The organism is Serratia sp. OS31, assembly GCF_014164835.1.
GTDB lineage: Bacteria > Pseudomonadota > Gammaproteobacteria > Enterobacterales > Enterobacteriaceae > Serratia > Serratia liquefaciens_A.
This window is the reverse complement of record NZ_JACJFQ010000002.1, coordinates 280,637-302,570: the sequence shown is the minus strand read 5'-3', so window position 1 is coordinate 302,570 and position 21,934 is coordinate 280,637. Positions and strand designations below refer to the sequence as shown.

General features: G+C 56.4%; 24 protein-coding genes. 11 read left to right on the top strand and 13 right to left on the bottom strand.

The window, feature by feature from the left end:
- Window positions 1-108 precede the first annotated feature (108 nt).
- On the top strand, window positions 109-888 hold the full coding sequence (locus H5P17_RS03770) for a 2OG-Fe(II) oxygenase (RefSeq protein ID WP_182821338.1): 780 nt from the start codon (window positions 109-111) through the stop codon (window positions 886-888).
- A gap of 150 nt (window positions 889-1,038) precedes the next feature.
- Here the strand turns inward: H5P17_RS03770 and ansP are convergent, their stop codons facing one another.
- Window positions 1,039-2,502, bottom strand: coding sequence for an L-asparagine permease (gene ansP, locus H5P17_RS03765; protein WP_046374222.1), 1,464 nt, complete (start codon window positions 2,500-2,502; stop codon window positions 1,039-1,041).
- Window positions 2,503-2,948: 446 nt separating this feature from the next.
- Window positions 2,949-3,386 (bottom strand): PACE efflux transporter, encoded by a 438-nt coding sequence (locus H5P17_RS03760; protein WP_044549007.1) that lies wholly within the window; start codon window positions 3,384-3,386, stop codon window positions 2,949-2,951.
- Window positions 3,387-3,512: 126 nt separating this feature from the next.
- Between H5P17_RS03760 and H5P17_RS03755 the strand changes: the two genes are divergently transcribed.
- A complete protein-coding gene (locus H5P17_RS03755; protein ID WP_182821336.1) occupies window positions 3,513-4,406 on the top strand; it encodes a LysR family transcriptional regulator in 894 nt (297 codons plus the stop codon).
- Window positions 4,407-4,479: 73 nt separating this feature from the next.
- Window positions 4,480-5,106: a LysE family translocator gene (locus H5P17_RS03750; RefSeq protein WP_182821334.1), complete on the top strand. Its 627-nt coding sequence runs from the start codon at window positions 4,480-4,482 to the stop codon at window positions 5,104-5,106.
- Between the two features lie 2 nt (window positions 5,107-5,108).
- Here H5P17_RS03750 and H5P17_RS03745 read toward each other — a convergent pair whose 3' ends face one another.
- Together H5P17_RS03745 and H5P17_RS03740 are read right to left on the bottom strand one after the other, a co-directional pair.
- The gene (locus H5P17_RS03745; protein WP_182821332.1) at window positions 5,109-5,672 is read right to left on the bottom strand and encodes a DedA family protein; all 564 of its coding nucleotides are present in this window, start codon (window positions 5,670-5,672) and stop codon (window positions 5,109-5,111) included.
- A 50-nt stretch (window positions 5,673-5,722) separates the two neighbouring features.
- Window positions 5,723-6,403, bottom strand: coding sequence for a DJ-1/PfpI family protein (locus H5P17_RS03740; RefSeq protein ID WP_182821330.1), 681 nt, complete (start codon window positions 6,401-6,403; stop codon window positions 5,723-5,725).
- Between the two features lie 91 nt (window positions 6,404-6,494).
- Here H5P17_RS03740 and H5P17_RS03735 point away from each other — a divergent pair, with 91 nt between their 5' ends.
- The 3 genes from H5P17_RS03735 (at window position 6,495) to pbpG (ending at window position 9,682) form a co-directional block, all read left to right on the top strand.
- The gene (locus tag H5P17_RS03735; protein ID WP_182821383.1) at window positions 6,495-7,439 is read left to right on the top strand and encodes a GlxA family transcriptional regulator; all 945 of its coding nucleotides are present in this window, start codon (window positions 6,495-6,497) and stop codon (window positions 7,437-7,439) included.
- 47 nt (window positions 7,440-7,486) lie between these two features.
- Window positions 7,487-8,590: an adenosylhomocysteinase gene (locus H5P17_RS03730; protein WP_182821328.1), complete on the top strand. Its 1,104-nt coding sequence runs from the start codon at window positions 7,487-7,489 to the stop codon at window positions 8,588-8,590.
- A gap of 162 nt (window positions 8,591-8,752) precedes the next feature.
- Window positions 8,753-9,682: a D-alanyl-D-alanine endopeptidase gene (pbpG, locus tag H5P17_RS03725; protein ID WP_044549015.1), complete on the top strand. Its 930-nt coding sequence runs from the start codon at window positions 8,753-8,755 to the stop codon at window positions 9,680-9,682.
- A 36-nt stretch (window positions 9,683-9,718) separates the two neighbouring features.
- Here the strand turns inward: pbpG and H5P17_RS03720 are convergent, their stop codons facing one another.
- Window positions 9,719-10,174, bottom strand: coding sequence for a GNAT family N-acetyltransferase (locus H5P17_RS03720; protein WP_044549017.1), 456 nt, complete (start codon window positions 10,172-10,174; stop codon window positions 9,719-9,721).
- Window positions 10,175-10,260: 86 nt separating this feature from the next.
- On the opposite strand from H5P17_RS03720, the gene H5P17_RS03715 reads away from it, so the two are divergent.
- The 5 genes from H5P17_RS03715 (at window position 10,261) to H5P17_RS03695 (ending at window position 14,503) form a co-directional block, all read left to right on the top strand.
- Window positions 10,261-10,665 (top strand): VOC family protein, encoded by a 405-nt coding sequence (locus H5P17_RS03715; RefSeq protein WP_044549018.1) that lies wholly within the window; start codon window positions 10,261-10,263, stop codon window positions 10,663-10,665.
- A gap of 65 nt (window positions 10,666-10,730) precedes the next feature.
- Entirely contained in the window at window positions 10,731-12,050 is a 1,320-nt protein-coding gene (locus tag H5P17_RS03710) for a sensor histidine kinase (protein WP_182821326.1), read from the top strand.
- Window positions 12,050-12,670, top strand: coding sequence for a response regulator transcription factor (locus H5P17_RS03705; protein ID WP_044549022.1), 621 nt, complete (start codon window positions 12,050-12,052; stop codon window positions 12,668-12,670). The genes H5P17_RS03710 and H5P17_RS03705 overlap by 1 nt, the downstream gene beginning before the upstream one ends.
- Window positions 12,671-12,829: 159 nt before the next feature.
- Window positions 12,830-13,327, top strand: a complete 498-nt coding sequence (locus H5P17_RS03700) for a heme-binding protein (RefSeq protein WP_182821324.1) — start codon at window positions 12,830-12,832, stop codon at window positions 13,325-13,327.
- Window positions 13,328-13,582: 255 nt separating this feature from the next.
- The gene (locus H5P17_RS03695; RefSeq protein WP_044549025.1) at window positions 13,583-14,503 is read left to right on the top strand and encodes a DUF808 domain-containing protein; all 921 of its coding nucleotides are present in this window, start codon (window positions 13,583-13,585) and stop codon (window positions 14,501-14,503) included.
- Between the two features lie 219 nt (window positions 14,504-14,722).
- Here the strand turns inward: H5P17_RS03695 and H5P17_RS03690 are convergent, their stop codons facing one another.
- From H5P17_RS03690 to H5P17_RS03655, 8 genes are all read right to left on the bottom strand, one after another.
- The gene (locus tag H5P17_RS03690) at window positions 14,723-15,259 is read right to left on the bottom strand and encodes a GNAT family N-acetyltransferase (protein WP_182821322.1); all 537 of its coding nucleotides are present in this window, start codon (window positions 15,257-15,259) and stop codon (window positions 14,723-14,725) included.
- Between the two features lie 174 nt (window positions 15,260-15,433).
- Window positions 15,434-16,459: a MerR family transcriptional regulator gene (locus H5P17_RS03685; RefSeq protein WP_182821320.1), complete on the bottom strand. Its 1,026-nt coding sequence runs from the start codon at window positions 16,457-16,459 to the stop codon at window positions 15,434-15,436.
- Between the two features lie 170 nt (window positions 16,460-16,629).
- A complete protein-coding gene (locus tag H5P17_RS03680) occupies window positions 16,630-17,859 on the bottom strand; it encodes a cysteine desulfurase-like protein (protein WP_182821318.1) in 1,230 nt (409 codons plus the stop codon).
- Entirely contained in the window at window positions 17,856-18,470 is a 615-nt protein-coding gene (locus tag H5P17_RS03675) for a 2OG-Fe dioxygenase family protein (RefSeq protein ID WP_156033791.1), read from the bottom strand. The genes H5P17_RS03680 and H5P17_RS03675 overlap by 4 nt, the downstream gene beginning before the upstream one ends.
- A gap of 346 nt (window positions 18,471-18,816) precedes the next feature.
- Window positions 18,817-19,629: a MetQ/NlpA family lipoprotein gene (locus H5P17_RS03670; RefSeq protein ID WP_182821316.1), complete on the bottom strand. Its 813-nt coding sequence runs from the start codon at window positions 19,627-19,629 to the stop codon at window positions 18,817-18,819.
- A gap of 190 nt (window positions 19,630-19,819) precedes the next feature.
- Window positions 19,820-20,656 (bottom strand): DUF1460 domain-containing protein, encoded by an 837-nt coding sequence (locus tag H5P17_RS03665; RefSeq protein WP_182821314.1) that lies wholly within the window; start codon window positions 20,654-20,656, stop codon window positions 19,820-19,822.
- A gap of 104 nt (window positions 20,657-20,760) precedes the next feature.
- Window positions 20,761-21,303, bottom strand: coding sequence for a GNAT family N-acetyltransferase (locus H5P17_RS03660; protein ID WP_182821312.1), 543 nt, complete (start codon window positions 21,301-21,303; stop codon window positions 20,761-20,763).
- Window positions 21,300-21,770, bottom strand: coding sequence for an acyltransferase (locus H5P17_RS03655; protein ID WP_044549038.1), 471 nt, complete (start codon window positions 21,768-21,770; stop codon window positions 21,300-21,302). Before H5P17_RS03655 ends, H5P17_RS03660 begins: the two co-directional genes overlap by 4 nt.
- Between the last annotated feature and the right edge of the window lie 164 nt (window positions 21,771-21,934).

The following is a 21,934-nucleotide window of genomic DNA, read 5'->3' as shown; positions in this document are numbered from 1 at the left end:
GCTATCGCTAAGAATTGGTTAGCTCATCCTTAACGTATTTTTGTTATTACGGCAATCTGACATTCGCTACAGTGGGGTTATTCGGCCTTTACGCCCCAGGAGCTCATCATGCAGCAACTTGCTCATATCATTGATTTATCCGCTAACCCGATTGGTGATGCAGCCTTTCAGGCCCGTTGCAAGGCTACGCTGGACAGGGCGGGGGCACTGGTGCTGCCGGGCTTTTTGACCGCCGCAGCGCTGGCGACGGTGCGTTTGGAGGGGGCAGAGCACAGCCCTGCGGCGTTTTATGCCGCCAACAAGCACAATGTCTATCTGAAACCGCAGGACGACGCCTTGCCGTCCGATCACCCACGCAACCGGCTGGTGGTTTCTTCCAAGGGGTGTATTACCGACGAGGATATTCCGGTGCAGTCGCCGCTGCGAACGTTGTACGATGCGCAATCCTTCCGCGATTTTCTCTGTGCGGTACTGCAAGAACAGCAGCTGTACCCTTACGCCGATCGGTTGTCTTCAATCAATCTGCACTATGCTCATCGCGGGCAGGAGCTGGGCTGGCATTTTGACAATTCGTCTTTTGCCATCACGCTGCTGATCCAGAAACCTCAGGCCGGTGGGCAGTTCGAGTACGTGGAAAACCTGCGGGATGCCGATCGCGGGGAGATGAATTATGCTGGCGTATCGCAGGTATTGGACGGCGAACGGGCGGTTAAGACCTTGGCGATCGAAGAAGGGGATTTGGTGCTGTTCCGGGGACGCAATGCCATGCACCGCGTCACGCCAACCGAAGGCGACACCACCCGCATGCTGGTGGTGCTGGCCTACAATGCCCAGCCGGATATCGCGCTGTCAGAGAGTGCCAGAATGACCTTTTACGGTCGACTCTAAGAATAAAAAATTCAGATGGCTGACAAGCCCGCATGAGGGCTCAACCGGTAGGGGGCGAACATGTTCGACCCGATTTAACCTATTGATTATGCGGTAGGGCGCGGCATGCCGCGCCCCTACTACGAAACAACAGAGCACTTTGTTAACGGCTTAATGGTGGGCTTCTTCGTGAGCTTGCTGTTCCAGCTTCACTTCCTGGGCCCGCTTGCGCAGGCCGAACCAGCCCAGCGTCAGCAGTACCGCCAGCACCGGAATGGTGGCGATGGTCCAGGTGCCGTTCGGGTAGTCGAACGCCATCATAATGACGACCGCCAGCAGGAACGCCAGCGTCAGCCAAGAGGTGAAGGGCGCGCCGGGCATTCTGAAGGATACCGGTTGGGCGCGGCCTTCCCGCACGGCTTTGCGCAGACGCATCTGGCACACGATGATAAACGCCCATGAGGCGATAATGCCCAGCGAGGCGATGTTCAGCACGATCTCAAACACCCGCGAAGGCACCAGATAGTTCAGCAAAACGCCAATCACATAGATGCCGCAGGTCACCAGGATCCCGGCGTAGGGCACCTGCTGGCTGCTCATTTTAGCCATAAATTTCGGTGCCGAACCGCCCATCGACAATGAACGCAGGATACGGCCGGTGGAGTACAGCCCGGAGTTGAGGCTGGAGAGTGCGGCGGTCAATACCACGATGTTCATGATGGTGCCGATATAAGGCACGCCGAGCTTGCTGAAGAAGGTGACGAACGGGCTTTGACCTGCCTGGTAGGCGTTCCACGGCAGCAGCAGTACCAGCAGCACTACCGAGCCGACGTAGAACAGGCCAATGCGCCAAATCACGCTGTTGATGGCCTTTGGCATCATTTTGGCCGGATCCTTGCACTCGCCGGCGGCGGTACCGATCAGCTCAATCCCGGCGAAGGCGAAGATAACGCCTTGCACTAGCACCAATGCGGGCAGCAGGCCGTGCGGGAACATGCCGCCGTTTTCGGTGATCAGGTGCAGACCGGTGGTGTTGCCGGCTACCGGGGTGCCGGTGCCGAGGAACACCACCCCCACCACCAGGAACAACGCGATGGCGACCACTTTGATCAGGGCGAACCAGAACTCCATTTCGGCGAACCACTTCACGCCGATCATGTTCATGGTGGCAACCACGCCGAGGGCGCAGAGCGCGAACAGCCATTGCGGGACGTCGGCGAAGGTCCCCCAGTAGTGCATGTACAGCGCCACCGCGGTGATATCGACGATGCCGGTCATCGCCCAGTTGAGGAAATACATCCACCCGGCGACGTAAGAGGCTTTTTCGCCGAGAAACTCACGGGCATAAGACACGAAGCTGCCGCTGGACGGGCGATGCAAAACCAATTCACCCAATGCGCGCAGAATGAAGAAAGAGAAAATGCCGCACACCAGATACACCAGCGCCAGCGCCGGGCCGGCCAATTCCAGACGGCCCCCGGTACCGAGGAACAAGCCGGTACCGATTGAGCCGCCGATAGCGATCATCTGTATTTGCCGGTTGCCCATGCTCTTGTGATAACCGGATTCATGGGAGTCTAACCATCGTCTTCTGGCTGCGTGCTTGTCATGCGCAGACTTTTTATTTGATTGCATTATCCGTCCTGTTTACCTGTCTATGGAATTACCCTGCTCTGGCTTCAGAGCAAACGATTGCTATGGACAATCGTTATGAGAATGAGGTCATGGCATCATTCTGCTGTTTATTGTGTATACAAGCCGCCACGAAATAACGGCGAAGCATGCTACCTTTTCTCAGTAAATGTGGCAAAAAATCCTGCGCATAAATTGTGAACAAGCGTGTTTATTTTTTGTTCTAAATATAAAAGAATATATTATTCAATAAGATGGTTGATTTTATCAAGACGGAAATATCGAGGAATAAAAAGTGATTAAAATCACATAATAATAATTACCGTGCAAACTACAGGGAATTTTTCTTATTAATGGATGAGGTGAAAGGAGGGGATAATAAGACCTCCCAACCTGTGGTGATATTGTCCGCAGGCGGGAGATAATAAACGGAGATATTTGGCCGATTTTTAGGCGGATTCACCGGCCGGCAGTGCCGAAGTCGGCAGACCGAATACCTTGTCGAACACCCAGTTAAACACAAAGGTGTAGCACGGAATAATCACGATCAGCGCCATATCCAGCAGCAGCGCTTGCCACAGCGTAATCCCCATCCACCAGGCAATCAGCGGGATCAGGTAAACCACCAACGTCAATTGAAAACCGATGGCATGCAGAATGCGGCGTTTAAGCGTACGGCTACGTGAAGCCTGGCGACTTTCCCACAGCTCGAACAGCGAGTTGTAGATGAAGTTCCAGCTGACGGCGATAGTGGTAATGATCACCGCCAGCGGCCCGGTGCTGCTGGGGGCACTGCCGGAAAGCAGCGCCAGCCCGAGCGCCGAGATCGCCATGCCGATAATTTCATAGGCGGTGACATACACCAGTTTGCGTTTAACGCCTTGCATTACTCATCTCCTGACTGATTTCCTGGCTTTGTGGTCGGGTGACCTTTTGCCGTCTGGCGGGTAAGATAACGTCAATCACATTGATAGAAAAAGTCAGGAGCTATCAGATATACTGATAAATAACGCATGAATTTTTCCAGCGACAACATTGAGCTGTTTCTGGCGGTGCTGGATCGCGGTTCATTTTCCGCCGCGGCTCGTTCACTGCGGCGCGTACCTTCGGCGGTCAGCATGGGGATCGCCAACATGGAGGCGGAACTGGGGTTTCAGCTGTTTGACCGTTCGCACCGTGAGCCGGTGCCGACCCCGTTGGCATTGGCGCTGGCACCCCATGCACGACTGATAGCCGACCAGCTTAAACAGTTGCAGAACCACGCTATCGAACTGTCGCAAGGGCTGGAGAGCACCTTGTCGATTGGCGTTGCCTCGGACATCAACAGCAGTGGCCTGCTGACGGCGGTCAATACGCTGGCGGAGCGCTATCCGCTGCTGAATATCGAAGTATTGACCGCCCCGCAGGATGACGTGGTGCATATGCTGCATCAAGAGCGGGTCGACGTTTGCCTGGCGTTTGGCGGGCTTAACATCAACAGCCAGGAACAGTTTCACTTCGTCGGCGCGGAATCGCTGGTTGCCATGCTTTCGCCACGGCACCCGGCGTTGCAGGGGGCACCGGATGAGCTGTTTCTCGAGGATTTGGTCAACGTGCGGCAAATTATGGTGGCCAGCCGTGATTTGCCGATCGCCGATCTGCGGCCACGCGTGGCGGAATCTTACTGGCGTACCGACAGCCTGCCGATGGCGCTGAACATGGTGGAGGCCGGTTTGGGCTGGGGCAATTTCCCCCTGTCGCTGACCGCACCGCTGTTAGCGCAGGAGCGGCTGATCCGTCTGAAATTCAAAAACACCAAAAACGAACTGCGATTGCCGATGCACCTGATCTGGCTGAAAAGCAGGCCGTTGGATAAGGCTGCCCGCGAACTGGTAGCCCTGATGCGCGACGCATCGCAGGCAGAATAATCCCTGCTGCCGATTGCTTTAGCTTTCAACGCTGCGCTACTTTGAGTAAGGGGATCTAAAGGGGGCAGAAAACATGATCAGCGAGACGGTTTTATCGGTATTGAGTATTACTGGCGCCATTGCGCTGGGGGCAATGAGTCCGGGACAAAGCTTTATTTTGGTGGCTCGTACGGCCGTGGCTTCTTCGCGCCGCGATGGTATGGCAGTGGCGCTGGGTATGGGCGTCGGCTGCTTTATTTTTGCACTGGTGGCTCTGTTGGGGCTTCAGTCATTGCTGTTGGCATTGCCGTGGTTGTATTCCACGCTGAAAGTGCTGGGGGGCGCTTACCTGGTCTACCTGGCGTTAAAAATGCTGCGTGGGGCGAACCAGCCGCTAAACGTGGAGGCCGTCGGGGCGCAGTCTCTGGGCCTCCGCAAGGCCTTCACCACGGGATTATTGACCCAACTGAGCAACCCGAACACCGCCATCGTGTTCGGCAGCGTGTTTGCCGCCTTGCTCAGCCATAAAATTTCGCCGCTTATGTACATTATTCTGCCGATGATTGCTCTGGCCGTTGACGTGCTGTGGTATGCCTTCGTGGCCTTTGTGTTGTCATCACCGGGCCCCCGACGCACCTACCTGCGTTTTAAAGCCTGGTTCGATCGGGTAGGCGGCGGAGTGCTGGCCTTGCTCGGGGTGAAACTGATGCTAAACCGATAAGGTTAATCGGCATGCCGACGGCGCCACCAAAACCGCACTAGCAGAATGGCGGCGATCACCAGCGCGCAGAACAGCACGCTGGTCAGCTTTTTGTCGAAGCCCGAGATAAAACGGCCGATCGCTTCGCCACCGAAATACCCCAGCAGCACAAAGAGGGTCGCCCACAGGATGGCACCCAGAATGTTCAGCGGCACAAAGCGCGACGGCGGCAGCTTGCTGGCGCCGATCAGCACCGGGCCGATAATGCGAAAGCCATACATAAAACGTACGCCAATCACGAACAGCATCGGGTGGCGTGCAATCAGTTTTCTGGCGCGCTCGATGCGTTTTTCCTGGCTCTTCATGCGTGAAATGACCCGCCCACCAAAACGACGCCCCAGGAAAAACAGCAGTTGATCCCCCAGGGTGCCCCCCAACGCCACCACCGCAATGACCCAGGGCAGATGCAGCAGTCCCTGATGCGCCGCAATACCGCCGAGCAGCGTGATGGTTTCGCCTTCGGCCAGACAGCCGATAAACAGCGCCCAATAACCGTAGTCCGTAATGTAGTGGGCTAAATCCGCCATTCTGATCCCCTATGTCTTTAACACATAAGGCTAAGTATACGCCCTGTGCGCTAGCCGCGGGCGGCAATCTGCGCGACCAACGCCCGGCGTTGCCGCAAACTCTCGGCCATCTGCGCCTGAACCCTGGCCAGAATATGCGCCGGTGCGAGTTCCGGCGTTCCCCCCTGGAACGGCGGTGCCGGCGCATATTCCAGATACAGCTGGATCATTTGCGCGGTATCTTCGTCGTGCAATTCGGCGATTAGTGCCAGAGCGAAATCGATGCCTGCGGTCACGCCGCCGCCGCTGATGACGTTACCGTCACGTTCTACCCGTGCATGACTGGGGAGGGCGCCGAACAGCGCCAGGCTTTCGCGCATGCTCCAGTGACAGGCGGCGCGTTTGCCGTGCAGCAAACCGGCAGCGGCCAGGATCAGCGAACCGGTGCACACTGAGGTCAGATAGCGGGCATCCGGCCCCAGACGGCGGATCTGGTTCATAAAGGCGTCGTTTTCCAGCGCCTGGGTGCAGCCGGCACCGCCCGGTACGCAAAGCACGTCGCAACGCGTGACTTCTTCCAGCTTCTGCAACTGGGTAAAGTGCAATCCTTCGGCGCTGATATCTGCGCCACCGATGGACGCAACGATAATTTCGGCTCCCGGCATGTGCCGCAAAAACTGCAGTGGACCGGTAAAGTCGAGCTGGGTGACGCCCTGATAGATCGGAAAAACAATCACTAATGGTTCAGACATGATATTCGCCTCAGTTTTGTCATTTGCTTTGGGTCATAATAGCGACCCTGTTTTTGGCTGATATGACGGATAACCCTCAAAAAGCGCCATGATGAAAAATATCGGCTTTGTGGTCTTCCCCGGCTTTAACCTGCTCGACTTCGCCGGGCCGCTGGCGGCCTTTGATAACGCCAACCAGTTTACGGCGACGCAGGCCTACCGGTGTCTGCCACTCTCGGAACGGGGTGGCAGCGTGGCGAGCTCATCGGGTGTGGAAGTGCTCACTCAGCCGTTTGGCGAGCACCGCCTTGATACGCTATTGATTGCCGGAGGCAGCGGTAACGTCGTCGCCACCCAGTCGGCGGGGCTATTGGCGTTTCTGCACCGGCAAAGCCGGCAGGCACGGCGCATGGCCAGCGTGTGCACCGGCGCATTTATACTGGCGGCTGCCGGGTTGCTGGACGGCAAGCGCGCGACTACTCATTGGTACCATGCCGCACGGCTGCAACAGAGTTATCCGCGTATCCGCGTCGACAGCAATCGTATTTATATCCGCGACGGTGCGATCTGGACTTCGGCGGGCATCACTGCCGGTATCGACTTGGCACTGGCGATGGTCGAGGAAGATCTCGGCAGCGAACTGGCGGCCAGCGTGGCGCGGCAACTGGTGGTGTATCACCGCCGTCCGGGCGGGCAGTCGCAGTATTCCTTGCTGCTGGAGCTCAACCCGTCTTCGGATCGCATTCGCAACGCGCTCTCTTATGCTCGCGAACACCTCCATCATCCGCTGACAGTGGGCGATCTGGCGGACGCCGCCTGTCTGAGCGAGCGGCAGTTTGGCCGCCTGTTCCGCGCCGAAACCGGTCAGACGCCGGCCAAGGTGATTGAACAATTACGGGTCGAGGCCGCCAGGCTAAGGATTGAAGAAGGTCACGAAGCGCTGGAGAGCATCGCCCGCGCCGTCGGGTTCAGTGACCCGGAGCGTATGAGGCGGGCATTCATCCGTCTGTTTGGCCTGTCGCCACAGGCGATAAAGCGCCTGAGCCGCAGCGGTTAAATCATTCTGCCGTGCCCCGGTGGTGCGGCGCAGTAGAGGAGCGACAGATGTATCAGGATTTTGAAAGTGAGCTGAACTGGGCGATGCGCCACATGCCGCGTACCCGGGCGGCCGTTGCTGCACTGCCGGATTTAAGCGGCGTGCGTCTGGCGTGCAATATGCACCTGGATCTGAAAATGGCTCCGCTGGTGGCGGGCCTGTTGGATAAGGGCGCAGCCATTTATCTGACCACCTGCAACCCGACCACGGTGCAAGATGACGTGGTCGCCTGGCTGGAGCGCCGAGGGGCACAGGCTCACGCCTGGCGCGACATGAGCGACGCCGATTGGTCGGCATCGTTTGACCGCGCGCTGGCCTGGGGGCCTACCCACCTGTGCGAAATGGGTGCCGATCTGACCACCCGGTTGCACCAGTCAGCCGACGGCCCGCAGATTATCGCCGGGCTGGAAGCGACGGGTTCCGGCATCAGCCGACTGAACGGTATGGCACCGCGCTACCCTATTTTTAACTGGGACGATTTGCCGGTAAAAGAAGGGCTGCATAACCGCCATATGGTCGGCTTGACCGCCTGGCACACCTTCTTCCAGACCACCCATTTGACGCTGCATGAAAAATGCGTGCTGGTGATTGGCTATGGCCTGGTTGGGCAGGGCGTTGCGGCGGCGGCGAAAGCTTACGGCGGGCAGGTGATCGTGGCGGAAATCGATCCGGCGCGGGCGCTGCAAGCGCGTTATGACGGCTGGGCGGTGGTTGATTTGGCCAGTGCGGTCGGCCAGGCTGATGTAATTGCCACGGCAACCGGGGCGAAAAACGTGCTGTCAGCGCAGCATCTGCAACAGGCGAAAGACGGGGTGTTCATCCTCAACGTGGGCCATGTAACGGCGGAAATTGACGTCGGTTTCCTGCAGAGCCTGCCGCACAGCGAGCCTATGCCGTTTGTGAACGCCTACCAACTGGATGACAGACAGGTTTATTTGCTGGCCAATGGTTCGATGTTCAACCTGACGGCGGGCTACGGCGACAGCCTGAATGCCTTCGATGTGACGCTGGCGGTGATGGCGGCGGGCATAGGCCATATCGTCGGCGACGGCGAACGCCAGGCACCCGGTTTGTACCTGTTGCCGCAGTCGGCCTGGCAACCGGCACTGTAACTTTTGCATCGCGGGCGTTCATCCCAGAGCGCTCGCGGTTTGCGCAATTATCTCTTCGACAGAATTTGTCACAAATCGGCTGGCATAATCCCAGTGCCAACGGAAGATCCCTCACATATAATTCGGCCAAATAAGACCTTCATCTTCTTCAGTGACAGAGTAATGCATGTGAAAAAACGTGTTTTGGTTCTAGCCCTGCTCGCTTTGCAGGCAGGGGCAGGCTTCGCGCCGCGCGCGCTGGCCAGCGAAAATAACGCCGTCACCCGTGCCGCCCAGCCTGAGCTGGCCTCCGGCAGCGCCATGGTAGTGGATATGCAGACCCATAAGGTGATGTATGCGCGCAACCCGGACGAAGTGGTGCCGATTGCCTCCATCACCAAGCTGATGACGGCGATGGTGACGCTGGATGCCCATCTACCGATGGATGAAATGCTGTCGGTGGATATTCATCAGACGCCGGAGATGAAAGGGGTCTATTCGCGCGTGCGGCTGAACAGTGAGATCAGCCGTAAAGACATGCTGCTGCTGGCGCTGATGTCGTCGGAAAACCGCGCCGCCGCCAGTCTGGCGCATCATTATCCGGGGGGGTATGGTGCCTTTATCAAAGCGATGAACGCCAAAGCCAAATCGCTGGGGATGACCAACACGCGTTACGTGGAGCCGACTGGGCTGTCGATCAAAAACGTCTCGACCGCACGTGACCTGACCAAACTGCTGATCGCCACCAAGCAATACCCGCTGATCGGCCAGCTCAGCACTACCACCGAGCGTATGGCGAGCTTCAAAGATCCGAACTATACGCTGCCGTTTCGCAATACCAACCATCTGGTATACAACCCGAAATGGAACATCCAGTTGACCAAAACCGGCTTCACGAACGAGGCTGGGCATTGCCTGGCGATGCGTACCGTGATCGGCAGCCGTTCGGTGTCCCTGGTGGTATTGGATGCCTTTGGCAAATACACCCACTTCGCCGATGCCAACCGCCTGCGCAGTTGGATCGAAACCGGTAAGGTGACGCCAATTCCGGCGGCGGCCCGCGACTACCGCCGTCAGAAAGACGCCCGACTGGCGAAGAACGAAACCGAATAATGGCTTCTGTGGCCTGCGGGTTTTTCTCGCGGGCCGCTACCGTCCTTCAGGACGCCGGATAACAAAACCCCGTTCCCGATCGCCGTCGAACCCGGCGCGCAGATACAGTTGATGTGCCCCGGTGCGCTGCTGGCCGGAGAGCAGCATCACCTTGTAGCAGCCTTTCCGCCATGCCAGTTGCAATGCGTATTCAAGCATCGCTAATGCAATGCCTTGCCCGCGATACGCCTGGGCGGTGACCACGTGCTCTATGATGCCGAAGGGTTGCCCCTGATGCACCAGCCCCGGCACCATCGCCAGCGTGCAGGTCGCCACCGGTTGGTCATCGACCACGCTGACCACCAGCCGAATCGCCGGGTTGTCCAGCAGGCGTTGCAATGTCCGCTGGGCATTATCCGGGCGCAGTGGCTGATCCTGGGGGCGTAATTCCCGGTACAGAGCCTGCAGGCCGGCAAGATCGCTCAATTGGGCCTGACGATGATTGACGGTCATTTTTCCTCCTTTCAATCGCCTTGAAGGCTGATCCATCCGCTATCATCAATCAATACCCTAGTGATTGCACGTGAGGACAGCATCCCATGAGCCAGGTTTCTACTTTCGTCATGTTTCAGGGCCACGCCCAACAGGCGATAAATCTTTATAGCGAGCTGTTCGCCGGTTTTCGGGTTCAGCAACTGCTGCATTTTGAAGAGAGCGGTGACGGGCCGCAGCGAGTCAAACATGCGACCATTGATTTTGAACGGCATAATCTGGTGTTTATCGACAGCCCGGTCAGCCATGATTTCAGCTTTACCCCGGCGGTCTCACTCCACGTGAACTTAGCCACCGAGGCGGATTTGGAGCGGATTTTCGCGCGTCTGGCGGAGGGCGGTGAGGTGCTTATGCCGATTGATGATTATGGTTTCAGCGCGCGCTTCGGCTGGTTGAACGACCGTTTTGGTCTGTCCTGGCAACTGAACGTGCCTGCCGGCGATGCCGGCTGAGATACCCGCACCCGCTCTTTTATGGTATTTAAGCGTTCAGAAAATTTGCGCAGGGACGGATGGGTATGTTCAAGATAATGGGCTGGTTAACGTTGACTCTGCTCTCCAGCGGCGGGCTGACAGCCTATTTCTTGCAGCAGCAGTACGAAGAGAAAAGCGCTGATTTTCGTATTCTTTATCGCGACGTGACGGTGAAGCTTTCACAGCACGACGCCATCATTCCGCTCTTGCCGGCCAGCCAATACAGCCGGGAAGTGCAGCGGATCTTTCCGCAAATCATCCATTGGCGTTCTCATCCTGGCATTGAACCACGGCGGCTTATCGTGGTGGAGCAAAATGGGCGCTACTGGCTCAACGCCGGCAACCAATCGTTGCTGATCGACCTGAACCAATTGATGAACGATCTGGTGGGGGAAAACAGCTTCCGACACCTGGTGGTGCGATGGAACGGCCAGACCTTGTTTGAAAGGGGAGCGGCGCAGGCTTCCTACTATTGGCAATGGGACAAGGTGGTAGCCAGCCAGTCGCAGCCTTTTGTGCTGGCCGCTGGTGACGATCCCAACTGGGCTACGCTGCCCTGGCCCATTATCCTGTCCCCCGCGTTGTTCTGGGGATGGCTGTTATATCTGATCAACCAATACCGTGCCAACCGTCGGCGGCGTGATATCGCCGATTTGCGCGCCCATTACGCCGAGATAACGCGGCTGAATACCTTGGGCGAATTGACCGCCGGTATCGTGCATGAACTTAACCAGCCCCTTACCGCGATTTTGAGCTATAACCAAACGGCCTTGCGTCTGGTTCGGCAACAGCACACCGAACAGCTGCCGCCGTTGCTGGAAGCCGCCGTCGTTCAAATCAAGCGCACCGACGCATTATTGCAGCAGTTTCGCCAGAAACTGACCAGCGAGCGGGTAGATTATCAACCTGTCGCTCTCGGGGCTCTCTGGGCGCGAGTGATGACGCTGTTGGACAATGAAATTCGTGGCAATAAAGTCAAAATTAGCAGCAGCATTGCTGACAGTTTGCCCGCGCTGTTTGCTCCGCCACTTTGGATAGAGCAGATTTTGCATAACATCGTCAGCAACGCGATCCAGGCGCAAGAAAATAATGTGGCCGGGACGGCCTGGATCAACCTGAACGCCACGGCCACCGATGACGGAATTTCTTTAACCCTGACTGACGGCGGCCCAGGGCTATCGGAACAGGCTCTGCAGCATGTTTTCATGCCGTTTTTCACCACGCGCGCTCAGGGCATAGGATTGGGGATGGCCCTGACGGATACGCTGATCCAGCGTCTTAACGGCACCATCGAAGCGACGAATATTGTCGGGCAAGGGGCCTGCTTCCGGCTCTGGTTACCGATACACCCTGAGGAGAGATGATGAACCAAACTATTTACCTTATTGACGACGAACCGGCCATTCTCTCCTCGCTCAGCGCCTTGCTGGGGACCGTCGGTTGGCAAACCCGTACTTACGGTAGTGCGCTGGCATTTCAGCAAGGCGTCGGCGAGCTGCACGGGTTAACCGGTTGTCTGCTGCTGGATATCAGGATGCCGGGCAAAACCGGGCTCACGCTGCTGGAGGAATGGCAACGGCAAGGGTTGGCGATCCCGGTGATCATCATGACCGGGCATGCGAACATTGATTTATGCCGGCGAGCCTTTAAAAACGGCGCTTTCGAATTCCTGACCAAACCGATCGACGCCGATTTGCTGTTCGAAGTGGTCGGCAGCGCATTGGAACAACAGCAGAAGCTGCAGGAGCGGCAACAAAAAATACGCTCGATGCAACACCGGCTGGCTACGTTGACTGCCCGGGAACAGGATATTTTTGAGCATATTATGCAGGGGAATTCGAGCAAGGAGATCGCCCGCGTTTTTGCACTGTCTCCGCGTACCGTGGAGGCCCACCGGGCCAATATCTTCGCCAAGCTGGACGTCAACTCTCTGCCCAAACTGATGAACGAATATGGCGAGCTGGCGCTGCTGAAAAAAATGTAAAGGCGCTTTGTGATTCGCGAGCATGGGCCGCAGCGCCTGTCGCTGCCGGGTTCTAGGTATAACTACTTAAACGAGTAGGTAATCACGCCAATAGTTTGCAGCCGCAGCTCCTTTTACTATCCCTTACATCTATCAGGGACAAGCAAGGGGCAAGCCAGTATGAAAATCATCATTTCAAGCGTTATTTTACTCAGCAGCATGGCGTCGTTCGCCAGTATGGCCAACGGCGTACTGACCGAAAAAAATCTTTCCCTCGACCTGGCCGATAAACTGGCGCAGAGCGCGATTCAGGCTTGCAGTGCGAAAAATTATAATGTCGCCGTGACTCTGGTCGATCGTGCCGGTATCCCGCTCGTCATCAAGAAAATGGATAATGCCGGTCCGCATACGATCGAGGCCAGCCGCATGAAGGCGTTTACTGCGGTGAGCACCAAAAACCCGACGGAAAACGTGATGAAAAATGCCCAGGCTAACCCTGGTGCGGCAAACCTGCGTGATATCCCTGGCTTATTGTTGCTGGCGGGCGGCGTACCGGTGAAATCCGGAGAGGTGATCATCGGTGCTATTGGTATTGGTGGTGCACCGGGCGGAGATCTTGACCAGCAGTGTGCGCTGGAAGCCCTGAAAAATAATCAGAGCAGCCTGAATGCCGGGTGATCCTTTTTAACGGTTATCGCCACTTCTGAAGAGCGCGACTTTGGTCGCCGAAAAACAACAAGGTTTCACCTGCTGGATGATTGGCTGCAACGACATGATCAATCATCCAGCAATACCCGCCGTTATTCCCCATCTCTCCTCCCAATCGTGAATTCTCCACTAAAATATTCATTAGCAAAGCGACAATCATTAATGTTGTAGTATGAATCTCGGCGAAGAGATCGTGACTCGTGAATATGAAAAGGATGAACCACTTTGGCTGGAAGTAGCTTACTGACTTTAATCGATGATATTGCCTCACTGCTGGACGATGTCTCGCTGATGACCAAAATGGCGGCGAAAAAAACCGCCGGGGTATTGGGGGACGATCTGGCGCTCAATGCGCAGCAAGTGACCGGCGTAAAGGCCGATCGCGAGCTGCCGGTGGTGTGGAGCGTGGCCAAGGGCTCGTTTATCAACAAGGCGATCCTGGTGCCGCTGGCGTTGCTGATCAGCGCATTTGCCCCTTGGGCGATCACGCCGCTGCTGATGGTGGGCGGTGCTTACCTGTGTTACGAAGGGTTCGAAAAGGTGTTTCACAGCCTGACCCACAAAAAACAGGCCGGGGAAGAGAATCAAGAGGCGCTGAACGCCAATGAAGACGTGGCGGCCTACGAACAGCGCAAGGTGAAAGGGGCGATCCGCACCGACTTCGTGCTGTCCGCCGAGATTATTGCCATTACCCTGGGTACCGTGGCCGGGGCGACCTTCAGCCAGCAGGTGATTGTGCTGTGCGGTATCGCGATTGTGATGACCGTGGGGGTTTACGGCATTGTGGCCGGGATCGTCAAACTCGACGATTTGGGGTTGTATCTGAGCCGCAAAAGCAGCGCGCTGGCCCGTTCGATCGGCAGCGGTATTGTCAGTGCGGCACCTTACCTGATGAAGACCCTGTCAGTGGTGGGCACCATCGCCATGTTTATGGTCGGGGGCGGTATTCTGACCCACGGCCTGCCGCCGGTGCATCATTTGTTTGAGGACTGGGCGTCGTACGCCACCGTGGTGCCGACCTTCGGTCAGATCCTGCAGGGCGTGATCCCCGCCTTGCTCAACGTGGTGTTTGGTCTGGTTGCCGGCGGCATGGTCCTGCTGGTGGTTTCGGCTCTGGGGGCGATCCGGGGACGCTTAAAGGCCTAAGCTAATCCCGCGCCCGTGGGCGCGGGGTCATTTAAAAGATCAGCTTGAACACGCCGGTGATGGTGAGCAGGCCAACGATAAAGATAATAGCGACAATCCACAGAATGATTTTCATTCGTCTCTCCCAATTGATTTGAATGACGGCGCGAGTTTCCGCTAACCTGATGAAATCATTATTTACTGTAGTCGATAATTCACAAATTGCCTGCGGCAAGCCCATCAGGGGTGATTGACGTCACCTTCGCCTAACGCACGCTGCATGATATGGGTGTCGCGCCACTCGCCCAATTTAAACCCTACCGCCTTTAGCGTCCCCACGCTGCCAAACCCCAGTTTTTGATGCAAAGCCAGCGAGCCATGGTTTTCCCCGGCATTGCCGACGATGGCCAGCATTTGGCGCCAGGGCCCCCGTTCGCAGCGGGCGATCAATTCGCTCAGGAGCGCTTTACCGATGCCCTGACCCTGTTGCCCCTCGGCGATATACACCGACTCTTCCACGGTAAACCGATAGGCTGGACGCGGTCGATAAGGCGTGGCGTAGCAGTACCCGACGACAAGATCCGCCCGTTTGGCCACCAGCCAGGGCAACCCGGCCTCCTGCACCTTGCTTAGCCGCTGTTGCATCTCTTCCTGCGTTGGCGGCGTTTCCTCAAACGAGGCTGCGCCAAACAACACGTGATGAGCGTAAATCTGTTGAATAGCGGCGAGGTCGTTTGGCGTAGCGTCGACGAGGATCAACGGGGTGATAGGGGGCATGGTGAGTCCTGTTTACCTTGGAAATCAGAAGATAAGTGCATTATGCGCCGCGTCCGGCGACAAGGTAAATTGGGCTTTCTTATGCTGAAGATAAAAAAAAACAGGCCTATCCGCCAAGCCAAATACCGGCGCATGACGAGTTTTGCCTGCACCGGATATCAAGAGAAGCTCAAACTAGCCACGCATTAACTGCGCCACCGCCTGCTGCAGGTAGCGTAATAGCGGCGGGGTCAGCCAGGTGCCTTCCGTCAGCGTCGGCTCCTGCTCCATGGCCTGACGGATTTTCATTTGGGTGGCCGGATCGGTACCGGCATAGGACTGGAACAGTTCAAGCCATTGCGCTGCCAGGCGTTTTGCCCGATCTGACTCGGGAGGGATGCCGTCATTGAGCGCCTGATGGAACTGGGCGATCAGCGCTGGCCACTCCTGCAGGCGGGTAAAGTAGTGCTGGCGCACATAGGCGTATTCTTCCGCCGACAGGTATTTCTGGTAGATCGACAGCTTGGTTTCGGCGAATGCGCGGGTCACATAGTCGGTCATTGCCGGGGTAATGCCGGTTTGTTCGCGTATCGCAGGTTCATCGGCATGCATGGCATTCAGTCGGGTGAGAAACGCCGGATTGCGCGCCGTATCGCGTTCCAGCATCAGCATCCAACGACGAGCCAGCGCCTGAGCCTGCAACGTCTGTGGCTCAACGCCGCCATCGATCAACTGGCGCATGCTGCCGACCAGCTCGGCCCACTCCTGATTGCGGCTCGGGTCGGCCTGATAGAAAGGCAACTGGGCCAGTTCGTCTGCGGTAAAATATTTATCGTACATGGTCATTAACTCCAACGTAGTCAGCCAGTCGTTCAGTTCCGGTTCGTCCCCGGCGGTGAGCTGAGCGTGCATATGCTGCAGACGATCGCGCAGCGCGGCGGTCTGTACCAACTGCCGCTCCAGCATGGCGATTTGCTGTTCTATCACCGAGGTGAGCGTCATCCCCGAACGAGCCAATATTGCCCCGACCTCTGCCAGTGTGACCCCCATTCGGCGCAGCGCCTGAATGTGGTGCAAGCGAGTGATGTCAGCCCGGTTGTATAACCGATACCCGGCGTCGGAACGCGCAGAAGGAACCAGCAAGCCAATACTGTGGTAATAATGCAGCGTCCGGACGGTAATGCCGGAACGGCGGGCCAGGTCGCCCACTTTCAATAACATCGGTATGCTCCTCCCTTGTGCGTGCCGGGATACTAAAGCCTGACGCAGCGTAAGGGTCAATAGCAGTGATAAGGATATTTTGGGCAACGGAGAAGGGGCTGGGTCGTAGGGAACTTCGTCAAAGCCCAGCCAGTAGGCTGGACTTTGCGAACCTGTGTACTGAGGCGCTGCTACCTTTCGCTGACGAGCAGCTCAAACAGCGTGTCGATTTCCTGCAGGGTGTTGTAATGCATCATCCCAATGCGCAGTACGCCGCCGCTGTCTTGCAGATTTAACCGTTGGATCAATCCTTGAGCATAGAAGTGCCCGCTGCCGACGCAGATATTGTGCCGGCCTAACCGGCGCGCCACCTGTTCAGGAGCATCGCGCTTAAAGGTCAGTGCAAACGTCGGCGTGCGGCGTTGGCTATCCGCCAGAGGGGAACCGTACAGCTGTACATCGTCTATTTGCTGCAAGCGCTGCAAAAAATAGCGGCACAGGTTCTCTTCATGGCGATGATAGTCGGCAAAACTTTCCTGCAAACGCTGCCTTAAAGACGCGCCGGGCGTTCCCCATTGCGCCAGGTACTCAACGGCTGCAGTGACCCCTGCCAACCCTTCAAAACTCTGAGTACCGGTCTCAAAACGTCCCGGCCCCGCGTCGGTAGCCGGTTCGACTTTATAGGGGTGCAGCCGCTGTAACCATTGCGGCGCGATATAAGCCATGCCGATGTGCGGACCAAAGAATTTATAGGCGGAGCACACTAAAAAGTCGCAGCCCAATGCCTGCACATCGATCAGATTGTGTGGGGCATAGTGCACCGCATCGACATAAACCTGAGCGCCGACCCGGTGAGCGGCTTCGGTGATGGTTTTAATATCGACGATGCTGCCGGTCACGTTGGACGCGTAGGTCACCGCCACCAGACGGGTTTTAGCGGTGATCTGTTCGCACAGTCGGGCAGTATCCAAAGAGCAGTCTGATTGTTGCAGGGGGATTTGATGTACGGTGACTTGTTTATCGTTTGCCGCCTGTTGCCAACTGGAGACATTGGCGTAGTGATCCAGCTCGGTGACGATAATCTCATCGCCGGCCTGCCAGTGACGGCTAATGATTCGGCTGAGATGGAATGTCAGCGAGGTCATATTCATGCCAAAAATGATGTTATCGGGCGTCGGCGCATTTAATAAGGCGCGCACCGATTCCCTGGCATGATTCATCACTTCGCCGGTCAGGTGGCTGGAAAAATAGTGTCCGCCCAGGTTGGCGTTATATTTCCCCAGGTAGTCCGTCATTTTTTCCAGTACGCCTCGCGAAACCTGAGACCCGCCAGGGCCATCGAAGAAGATCACCGGTTGATCGTTATAATGCTGGGTCAGCGCGCTAAACTGGGCTCGGGCGAGCTCGGGCGTAAAGGTCATGCTTTTTCTCCGCGAGCAGTCAGGACAAAGATATCCAGGTGTCCTTCTTCTTCCGGGACAATGGCGCTGATCGGCGTGGCGTTATGCCATAACTTGCTGTCTGCCAGTAAAACGGCTTCGCCGTCCGCCAGCGCTTTTTTAAAGAAGGGGGGCTGGTGATTATCGGCGTATAGCATGATTTCGCCGCCAACAATATTCTGCCGATGGATAGCAATCATCGCGATATGATCAAAACCATCCTGATGGATCCCTTCCGGCGCGACCTGCGTTTCATTATGAATGGCGACCACGCGCATCTGGTGAATTTCTATCTCCGCGCCATCTGGTAAATCATTGCTTTCTGCGAACAGATTACACATTTCATCCATGCCGGCGCTTTGCAACACGTCGGTATCAATGGGTTCAAAATGGCGTACTACATTGCCCTGGAAGTGATTGATCTCATCGGACTGAACGAAATTGCGTGGGCCAACCTCGACCACATGGCCATTGAGATGTTTGACTACCGAATAGCGCCGTAAGCGGTATTTCCCGTCAGCGTGTTGCGTATGGGGCAAGGCAGAAAACGACGGCGTTAATTGTTGGGTGGCCTGATGGCTAAGCGTAGTCATACTTATTACATTTTCGTGCTTCTGTAACATAATCACCTCTAATATTATTGAATGATGACTTTGTAGGGAGGTATTTCGATTGAATTGTAGTCGACACTTTTGCCAAAGCAATTTTTGGCCATCGCCCTGCAAATGTGGCTGTAAACGGGGATGAACGCAGAGAATGTTGGGCGTTGCGCGGCCGATGATTTGCCCGGTGCGGTGCGGCTGGCGTTTGGGGCGGTAATGAGTTGCAGAATGCTTTTGGCTGGCTGCCGAACCGAGGGCGGCGATGGGAAGGGACTGAACTTAGGGAAAGATTAAAAATGCGAGCACCTTCACAAGTGCTCGCCAGTGGAGCGCGGTATTACCAACCTTTGACCGCGCCGCCGTTAAAGATCTTTTCGGCGGCTTTGGCCACTTCATCCGACTCGTAGGCTTTGATGAAGTTTTGTACGTTCGGCGCGTCCTTGTTGTCTTCACGCGTCACGATGATGTTGGTGTACGGCGAATCCTTGTCCTCGATAAAAATGCCGTCCTTGGTGGGCGTAAGGCCAGTTTGGTTGATGTAGGTGGTGCTGATGATAGCCACGGTGACTTTGGGGTCGTCCAGCAGCTGCGGCAGCTGTGCGCCTTCCAGCTCCATAATCTTGTAGTTATGCGGGTTGGCGCTGATATCCAGCGAGGTCGGCAATAACCCCTTGCCCGGTTTGAGCTGAATCAGACCGGTTTTCTCCAGCAGCAGCAATGCGCGGCCAAGGTTGGTGGGATCCAACGGGATAGCGATAACCGCGCCGTCCTGCAGCTCTTTCAGCGATTTGATTTTTTTCGAATAGCCGGCCATCGGGAACACGAAGGTGTTGCCTACCGCCACCAGTTTGTAGCCGTGATCTTTATTCTGCTGTTCGAGGAACGGCCGGTGTTGGAAAACGTTGGCATCCAGCTCGCCTTTGTCGGTGGCGTCGTTGGGCAGCAGCGAACCGCTGAAGCCGACCAGTTCAACATCCAGGCCGTACTTCTCTTTCGCCACCTGCTTGGCAACTTCCGCCACGTCCTGTTCCGCGCCGTTAATGACCCCCACCTTGATGTGATTCCGATCGGTTTTCTGTTCACAGCCCTGCAGCGCCAGCACCGCGGCAAACGCCGCCAGCAGAGGGGCAAAACGCCAGCTTTTGGTCATCGAGTACTCCCTGAAAAAAACAATAAAATCAGTTGGTTTTGTGCTGCTAGCTAAGCCTGAACCTGCGGGGAAGTCAAACGCTTGCTCAGCACAAACGCTTATAGCTCATAACGGGAAGTTTTAAATCCCCCGTCTTGCAAGAGGCTACGCCGTTAGCGGCAAGCGCAAAGCCAGAAGGGGGAGGGGAATGTTATTTGGCGCGCAGCACCACGATGCCCGGCGTAGCCTGGACGTACTCCATAAACGGCGAGTCCACCACCTGCATATTCTCTTTACGCGACGAGGCATTGCGCAACACCGGGCCGTTTTCGGTCATGATATAGATACCGGTATGGGTGACGTCGAGGCCGGCCAGGTTGGTATAAATGCCGATGTAATCGCCGGTGTGCAACCGGGCGAGGACCTTGTCGTCAATCGCCTCGCTGGGCAGATAGGTAATGCTGCGTCGAACGTTTATCAGTCCTGGCAGATAGCTGCTGCCGTCCGACTTTTGATTAAGGTTTTTCACCAGCGTCACCGCATGCGGGCTGAGCGTGGCCGTAATGTCCGTGACGTTGGTTTTGGCCAGATGCGACCAGTCGGTGAAAAAGTGTTTGCGCTGCGGGAAGCTGATGTCGCCATTGGCATAGCGGATTTGAATCAGCCGTTGCACAAAGTCTGCCTGGCTGTCGGCCTGTCGCAGCGCATCGACATAATCGATGTAGGTGAAGCAATCCAGACCGCGGAAGTCAATCACCAGTTCTTCCGGCGTATTCTGTGAGCCAATCAGCCTGTTGGCGACGTAGGGCGTGCCGAGGAAAGGTCGTGACAGCAGGTCGATCATGCGGCCGTTATCCTGCCGTTGGTCGGGCGTTGCCTTGGCGCGCAGGGCAAGAAGCTCATTGAGTTTGTTTAACGTGTCGTTGTCCATGCTGGCCTTGAGATCTGCAGGTGGGGTAGTGATGGGCTCAGGTGTTTGCCCTACCGGAATTTTATCTGCACAACCGCTAAGCGCAATAGCCAATATCATTGAAACTACCTTGTACATTTTACCCTCCAATGGTTTCGGTAGGCGATCGTTAAAATGATAACAGTTCTCACCAAGGCCAGAAGGGTTAATGTTTAAACATAGCCTCAACGTTAGGCGATCGCTTAATAACCGATTTCGCTGTTGAACGGCAAATACCAGAACAGGGCAATTTCGTGATCGGCGATGTCCGGTTGAGCGCGGTACAGCAGGTGATCGATGCCGCCAAGAATAAAACCAAAGCGTTGGTAGCAGCGGCAGGCAGGCAAGTTGGTATTTTGCGTTTCCAGCATCAGCCCGGCGGTTTCGTGACGATGTGCCCAGAGCCGTGCGCTCTCTAGCAGCGCCGTGGCGACGCCGAGCCGGCGTACGTGAGCGCTGACGACAATCTCTTCGATGAGCGCATAGCCGTTCCAGTTATTGCTCAGCGTGATATGGCCGACCGCTTCCCCGCGATGACGTGCCAGAAAGGTTTCGCTTTCATCATTGACGAACGGCGCCAGCGGGTAGTGCTTGCGAAACGGCGTCACCGGCAACAGCGGCCAACCGTCGACCGGCGTGCCGAAAACCGGCTGGGCGTAGTGGGCAATCTGAAAGCTGAAGTCGCAGCCGGTCAAGTATCCGTCGGGCAACTGGGTGACCGGGGTAATTTGAATCGCTTCGCTCATGGCGTCAGTTCCCTTAGCAGGCGGGCTGGATTGCCGGCATAGACGCCCTTGCGGGTGATGTTTTTGGTGACCACCGCACCGGCACCGATCACCGCTCCGCTGCAGATTTCTACCGCCAAAACCGTGGCGCCGGAGCCGATGGAAACGCCGTCGCCAATCCGCGTGCGGCCCCAGCTTGCCGGATCGGCATTGGGGGCGCCGTCTTTGAACAGATCGTTGGCGAAGGTCACGTTGTGGCCGATAAAACAGTCGTCGCCGATGGTGACATATTCACAGATAAAGCTGTGAGACTGGATTTTACTGCGGGCGCCAATGCTGACGTTTTTTTGGATTTCGACAAAGGGCCCGACGAACACCCCATCACCGAGTCGGCAGCCGTACAAATTGCAGGGCTGAACGACGGTGACATTTTGCCCGGCGACGACATCGACGATGCCGGCCTGGCGGACAGTAATGGCGGATGACATGGCATTCCTCACGGCGGATAGAGCAGGCGGGAATTATAAAACAAACTGCCGCCGCGTCTGTGCTTTCTGAACGTTTTTTCAGCGAAAGACTATAATTAGTACAGGGGAGAGAGCCCCGTGGCCGCAATCCTCGCACGGTTAGCAATCCGTCAGAGGGGTAAATT